The organism is bacterium, assembly GCA_030655055.1.
In the GTDB taxonomy this organism is placed as follows: Bacteria; Edwardsbacteria; AC1; order AC1; family EtOH8; genus UBA5202.
On sequence record JAURWH010000170.1, the window covers coordinates 1 to 5,369 of the forward strand.

Below are 5,369 nucleotides of genomic sequence, written 5' to 3' on the forward strand. Positions count from 1 at the left end.
TCCTTCTTATGGATGATTACCACAGCAGCAACTGGTCCCGGATCTGGTCGCCGCTGATGCCGTAGAACTTGCCCCGGGCCACCAGCCGCAGGTTGATGACCTCGTAATACTTCTGCCAAAGGAAGCCCAGCACCAGGTCTATCCCCAGCGGGTTGCCCTGGTAAAGTTTTGACAATTCCCTGAAATGCTCCTGTTCCAGGTTCTCTTCCGTTCTCTGATCGCTGCCCTTGCCGGACAGATAGCCGTAATATGGCGACCATTTAAGCGAGGCCAGCACCTTGGGCCCCTCCTTCCGGTCGAAAAACCTGATGAAAGTTTCCCTGGACAGCAGAGTACCCCCGGGGATGAAATATTCCGGGATCGACTCCGGCTTCAAATCTTTTTTTTCTTTAAGCCTTTTTAACGCCTTGACGTTTAAAATGTCGATCTCCCTTTGGAAAAGTCCTTTCAGGGAGTCTGAATCGCCGCCCCAGAGCGGCAGTTTTTTAAAGACCTGGGAATAATAGTATTTGTACAACTCCAGTTCCACCGGAGCCAGGTCCTTTTCCTTTTGATACTCCTCCAGCGCTTGCTTAAAGGGCTGGTAAAAATCATCCCCCCAGGTGTAAAGAGTGTCGGCCAGTCCGGCCAGATCGGGCTGGCTGGCCAGTTCCTGCAGTTTCACTTCGCTGATGCTGCCGGCCGGCAGGACGCTTTTCAGGATCTCGGCCGAGCTCCAGCCGCCGTGTATCCCCCGGGCCACCGCTATCAGGTTGGAAAGGTCCCAGCGCCTTAAGATGATGGCGATCAGGTGATGCGGCCGGCCTTCGGCGATCTTCAGGAGAAGTTCGGTGGTCTGGCAGAAGTTCTTCTCCAGCGACCACTCCAAAGCCTCCAGCCCCTGGTAACGGGCCCGGGCCAGCTGCCACTGCCGGGAATAAGGGCTGGATTCCATCCATTTTTCCATGGGCAGGAACCCCGGCAAAGCCAGCAGTTCTTCATAGGCCCCCTGTTTCATCAGACGGCTGTGCTGTCCCCTGATCCTGGCGTTTATGTAACCGTAATCCGAAGGCATTATATCAACCCCACAATATTTGCGCTAACGACGAGGTTAAAGCCGGCTTGGCCCGGGCCATCCGGTCGGCGAAGCGGTTCAGCACCACCGATGTCTTGTCGGGACTGGAGACGATCACACCGTCCCTGACCGAGGGGTCGACTTCCAGCCTGGCGTCCAGCTTCAGTTCCTTGGCTATCTGCTGGGCCAGCGCCAGGTCCTCTTTCTTGACGGTCACCACCATCCCGGGCCCGAACTGGGAACAGGCCTCGGCCATCAGGTTCCTGAGCGCTTTTTTCAACGGGGCTCCGCTCAGCGAATTCAGCTGCCGGGCCGCTTCGGCAAAGATGCCGCTGATCATCCGGTCCTTGGCCGAAAGCACCAGGGCCGAAGCCTCCAGATGGGCGGCGCTTTGGGCCTTCAGCAGGGCGCTGTTGTCTTCGGCGGTCAGCAGGGCCTGCTGGGCCTCCTTCATTTGGGCGGCCTGGGCCCGGGATTTGTCCAGAATGTCACTGGCGCCCTGCCGGGCGGAATCCAGGATCCTCTGCTGTTCGGCCTGGGCCTCGGTCTCTATCAGTTTTAAAAGTTCGGATTCCATAAAGCTTATATATTAAAATTATTAATGAGATCAATAAATAATTACCATTTTTTATTAGGAAGCCATGAATACTAAACTGTGGGAACCAGGATTGATTCCTGCTTTCCTGGCTTCCTTATAAAATAAATTCGTTTTTCTTAGAGTGCCATGTTTCAAATTAAGTGACCTGGTTAATAATTGCATTGTTTGCGAAGTTAAGGGCCGGTTGTCTGGTTTTAAAAAGGTGCTGTTTGACAGGCGCTGCTTAGGGCGGCGCCTGTCAAACAAATATCAGAACTTATTACTTCATCCCCACTATCATGATGGCGATCACGAATCCCAGGATGATGATGGTCTCGGGCAGGGCCTCCAGCACGATCATCACGCCGCCGATCTCGGGCTTCTCAGCCATGGCTCCGGCCGCGGCCGAACCGATCCGGCTCTGGGCCCAGGCGGTGGCAAAGGCCGAGATGCCTATGGCCAGTGCAGCTCCCAGGGCCTTCCAGATCACCACGCTGTTGTTGTTGGCCGGGGCGGCCGGCTGGGCATCGGTGGCCGGGGCCGGGGCGGCGCTGTGGTCCTGCGCCAGGGCAATTGAAGCCAGGGGCACCAGGATCAGGGTTAACAGTAGCATGACCAAAAGTTTCCGCATTTACTTACCTCCTGTTGTTTTTAATGGTTTGTATTGTTTGCCTGGATAATCGTGGTATTTGAATTTGGTCAGGAACTCCACCACCTGAAGACGGAAGGGCTGCATGATGGGGCTGATCAGTCCCAAAGCGAAGAACAGCGGGTGCACCACCAGGGCCGCCACCAGAAAACCGGTCACGCCGCCGATGGTCCGGCCGATCAGGTTGGCGGCATAGGCCAGATAGGCCGCCGAGAGCCCGATGGCAAAAAGACGGGCGTAGGACAGGATGTTTCCCACCGCCCCGAATATCTCGATGGGTCCGGCCACCCCGGCCAGGATGCCCAAAGTCACCGCGCTGGCTCCGGTCAGGATTATTGACGGCCACATGAAGGCTGCCGGAAGCATTTTTATCATCATGGTGAAGAATACTCCGAAAACGCCGATGACTCCCAGGGCAAAGGCCAGCGGCTCCAGGATGTGGTGCAGGTTGCGGTGCTTGATGCCGATGTAAAGCATGATGCCGAACCCTACATAGACCTGGACCACGCCGATCATCAGGGCTATCTTGAAAAGGGTCATGATGGACTCGCTGCTCAGCCGGTTCAGGGTTTCGGCCATCGGCTTGATCCAGTGCATATGCTCGCCGAAATCACCGAACAGCTCCCCGAAAACAACGCCGAAGATGGTTGTCCATACGGCGCAAAACATGAAAATGGTAGCCAGTGATCTGGCCAGAACATTATGCTTTAATTTGATCATCACCATGACCGAGGCCGCCAGCATTAATATCCCGTATCCGATGTCGCCGACTATGAAACCGAAGAACAACGGGAAGAAAAAGGCGATGAAGGGCGTGGGATCCACCGTTCCATACCGGGGCGGGTTGAAGATGGAAAGCAGAAGTTCAAAGGGCTTTATCAGACTGCGGTTATTGAGGATCACCGGAACCTTTTCCGCCTGGTGCTGGTCTATCTCCACTATCTGCACCGAGACCTGGTCCCGGTACTCTTTCCGGAGCAGGGCTTTTAAGTCCTCCACCTGGCCCTGCGGCAGGTATCCCTGCAGCACGAAGGTCAAGCTTCCCTGGCCGGTCTGGGCCGAGGCCCCGAAGCGGGCCAGCTCGTCGGCCATCAGCGCCTTGTACCCCAGCAAAACGGGACCTGACGAACTTGACAATTCAGCCAGCTCCCGTCCGATCTCTTCCAGTCTTTTAGGCAGGGCCGAGGCCTTTTGCTTGAGCAGGGCCACCACCTCGGTCATGGGCCGGGCCTCCAGGGATGAGGGTAACTTCAGCTCGCTGATCCCGGCCTTGGAGAAGAAACCCTTTATCTTGTCGGTGTCTGATGCGTGATAGGCCGCCAGGGCCGCGGTCCGGCCGTCGTTCAGGGGATGGCTGTAAACCTCCGACCTGCCGGAGGTGAGCTTGCCCAACTGCAGGGCCAGCGCTTTTACAACCTTGACGTCGCTGACTTTGAGGATGAATCCAAAGGCCCTGACCTTGCGGCTTTTTTCCAGTTTGGACATCAGCGGGGCCAGGGCCTGGTAGGCTTCGCGGTAGCTTTCCACCAGCGACAGCTCGTCCTCCAGCTCCATTTTCTCCCGGGCCAGTTCCTTGGCCTTTTGCTGGAACCCGGAGATCAGCTCCGGCAGTTTCGGCCAGTCCGGTGTTGCCACCCCGGCCGGTTTGCCCCGGAAGCCCAGCAGGGCCAGGGTCTGGTCGATATCCGAACCCACCTGTTCCAGCCACTGTTTGCGGGCCAGCTGTTCCGGGCTCAGGTCGTAGGGCTTTAGATGGTGCTCGTTCCAATTAAGCCCGGAAAGATGAACCCGGCCCATGGTCTGCAATGTTTTGATGACCCGGGGCTGAAGAGCCTTGGGTCCTATCACCAGAGCTTTGGCCATTGCCACGATCATGCTGTTATTGCTCCTCCGGCAGAATCTGCTGTACTATCGTCTCCACGGCTTTCTGGCGGTTGGCCAGGGCTTTTTGCTCCAAAGCGGCGGCATCCTTTCCGGCCTGGGCCAGCAGCCGGTCCCTGATCTCCTGAGCCTTGTCCCCGCTGGTCTTTTTCTGCTTTTCGGCCTGCTGCAAAAGCTCCTGTTGGGTTGTTTTCAAAAGCTGATCGGCCTGGGTCCGGGCTTCATTCAATATCCGCTCGGCCTCGGTATGGGCGCCGTTCAACAGGACCTGAAGCTCCTGCTCCCTTTGGGCGATGCTTTCTATCACCTGTCCCGCCTGATCGGGACCATTGTGTTCGTGGTTTGACAATTTTAAAACTCCAAATATTTGCTTAAGAAATTAATACAGCACCTTGATGAAGGCCTCGGATGCCCTGCGCATCTGCAACCGGGCCATGCCGATGTTCCCCATTCCGGCCTGAAGGCCCACCTCCAGATAAAAGTCGGTCCCCACCATCTTGAGCATGATGGTGATCTTTTGGGTGGAGAATATCAGCTCGGAGATGTCGCCCACCGCCAGGCTCTGGGCCGCCCGGTTGGCGGTGGCCAGCATGGTGGCAAACTCGGCGTCGGCCAGGGTGGGATCGAAGGCCGGATCGATGTTATAAAAAGCAATTCCGATCCCGTCGGTCCCGGTCAGGCTGGCCGAGACCGCTCCGGGGATGAGATCGGTAAGTTCCTTCAAGAGTTTTTCGTAATTGCTGCTGGCTGATTCCATAGTATCACCTCAATGCTTTGTTTTGGGAATTATCCGTCTGAACTTTGCCGTATGTTCAGGTAGGAGAATACGGGTACTTTTTGACAGGATTTACATGAAATGATGCTCTAACTTGATCAGGAAAAGTAGAAAGAATATAGTGGATTTGGCTCAAAACGTGGATTTAATAGGGTTATGTTCTTTTCTTTTTGTACCGCCAACAAGAAAAGAACCAAAAGAAAAAGCTCGTCGCTTAAAACTCTCCGGGCGTTGCGCTTCTCGTTGCTGGCGGGCTTGTCTGAACTCGGGCTTTGGCCAAGCCCTCAAACAGGCCAGACAAGCTTTTTCCGCCACCAACTGCGATGCTCACTGATCGTTTTAACGCGACAACCGGGGTTGGCACCTGCTGATCATACTGTTTCTCGGGCTGATTGAAGTATCACTACATACCAAAAGAGAAAATATCAAACTT

The 5,369-nt window shown here is 55.5% G+C and carries 6 protein-coding genes; all 6 read right to left on the minus strand.

Going from position 1 to position 5,369, the window contains the following annotated elements; genetic code table 11:
* Nucleotides 1–16 precede the first annotated feature (16 nt).
* Nucleotides 17–1,054 (minus strand): V-type ATPase subunit, encoded by a 1,038-nt coding sequence (locus Q7U71_08115; GenBank protein MDO9391722.1) that lies wholly within the window; start codon nucleotides 1,052–1,054, stop codon nucleotides 17–19.
* Between the two features lie 4 nt (nucleotides 1,055–1,058).
* Nucleotides 1,059–1,631 (minus strand): V-type ATP synthase subunit E, encoded by a 573-nt coding sequence (locus tag Q7U71_08120; protein MDO9391723.1) that lies wholly within the window; start codon nucleotides 1,629–1,631, stop codon nucleotides 1,059–1,061.
* Nucleotides 1,632–1,911: 280 nt separating this feature from the next.
* Nucleotides 1,912–2,124: an ATPase gene (locus Q7U71_08125; protein ID MDO9391724.1), complete on the minus strand. Its 213-nt coding sequence runs from the start codon at nucleotides 2,122–2,124 to the stop codon at nucleotides 1,912–1,914.
* Between the two features lie 138 nt (nucleotides 2,125–2,262).
* Nucleotides 2,263–4,155, minus strand: coding sequence for a V-type ATPase 116kDa subunit family protein (locus Q7U71_08130; protein ID MDO9391725.1), 1,893 nt, complete (start codon nucleotides 4,153–4,155; stop codon nucleotides 2,263–2,265).
* A 4-nt stretch (nucleotides 4,156–4,159) separates the two neighbouring features.
* Entirely contained in the window at nucleotides 4,160–4,510 is a 351-nt protein-coding gene (locus tag Q7U71_08135; GenBank protein MDO9391726.1) for a V-type ATPase subunit subunit G family protein, read from the minus strand.
* Nucleotides 4,511–4,540: 30 nt separating this feature from the next.
* Entirely contained in the window at nucleotides 4,541–4,918 is a 378-nt protein-coding gene (locus Q7U71_08140; GenBank protein ID MDO9391727.1) for a hypothetical protein, read from the minus strand.
* Nucleotides 4,919–5,369: the final 451 nt, after the last annotated feature.

Bases quoted from the DNA above. Each gene is read 5' to 3' on its own strand.
- Q7U71_08140 (MDO9391727.1), bottom strand. From the start codon at position 4,918: ATGGAATCAGCCAGCAGCAATTACGAAAAACTCTTGAAGGAACTTACC.
- Q7U71_08115 (MDO9391722.1), bottom strand. From the start codon at position 1,054: ATGCCTTCGGATTACGGTTACATAAACGCCAGGATCAGGGGACAGCAC.
- Q7U71_08130 (MDO9391725.1), bottom strand. From the start codon at position 4,155: ATGATCGTGGCAATGGCCAAAGCTCTGGTGATAGGACCCAAGGCTCTT.
- Q7U71_08120 (MDO9391723.1), bottom strand. From the start codon at position 1,631: ATGGAATCCGAACTTTTAAAACTGATAGAGACCGAGGCCCAGGCCGAA.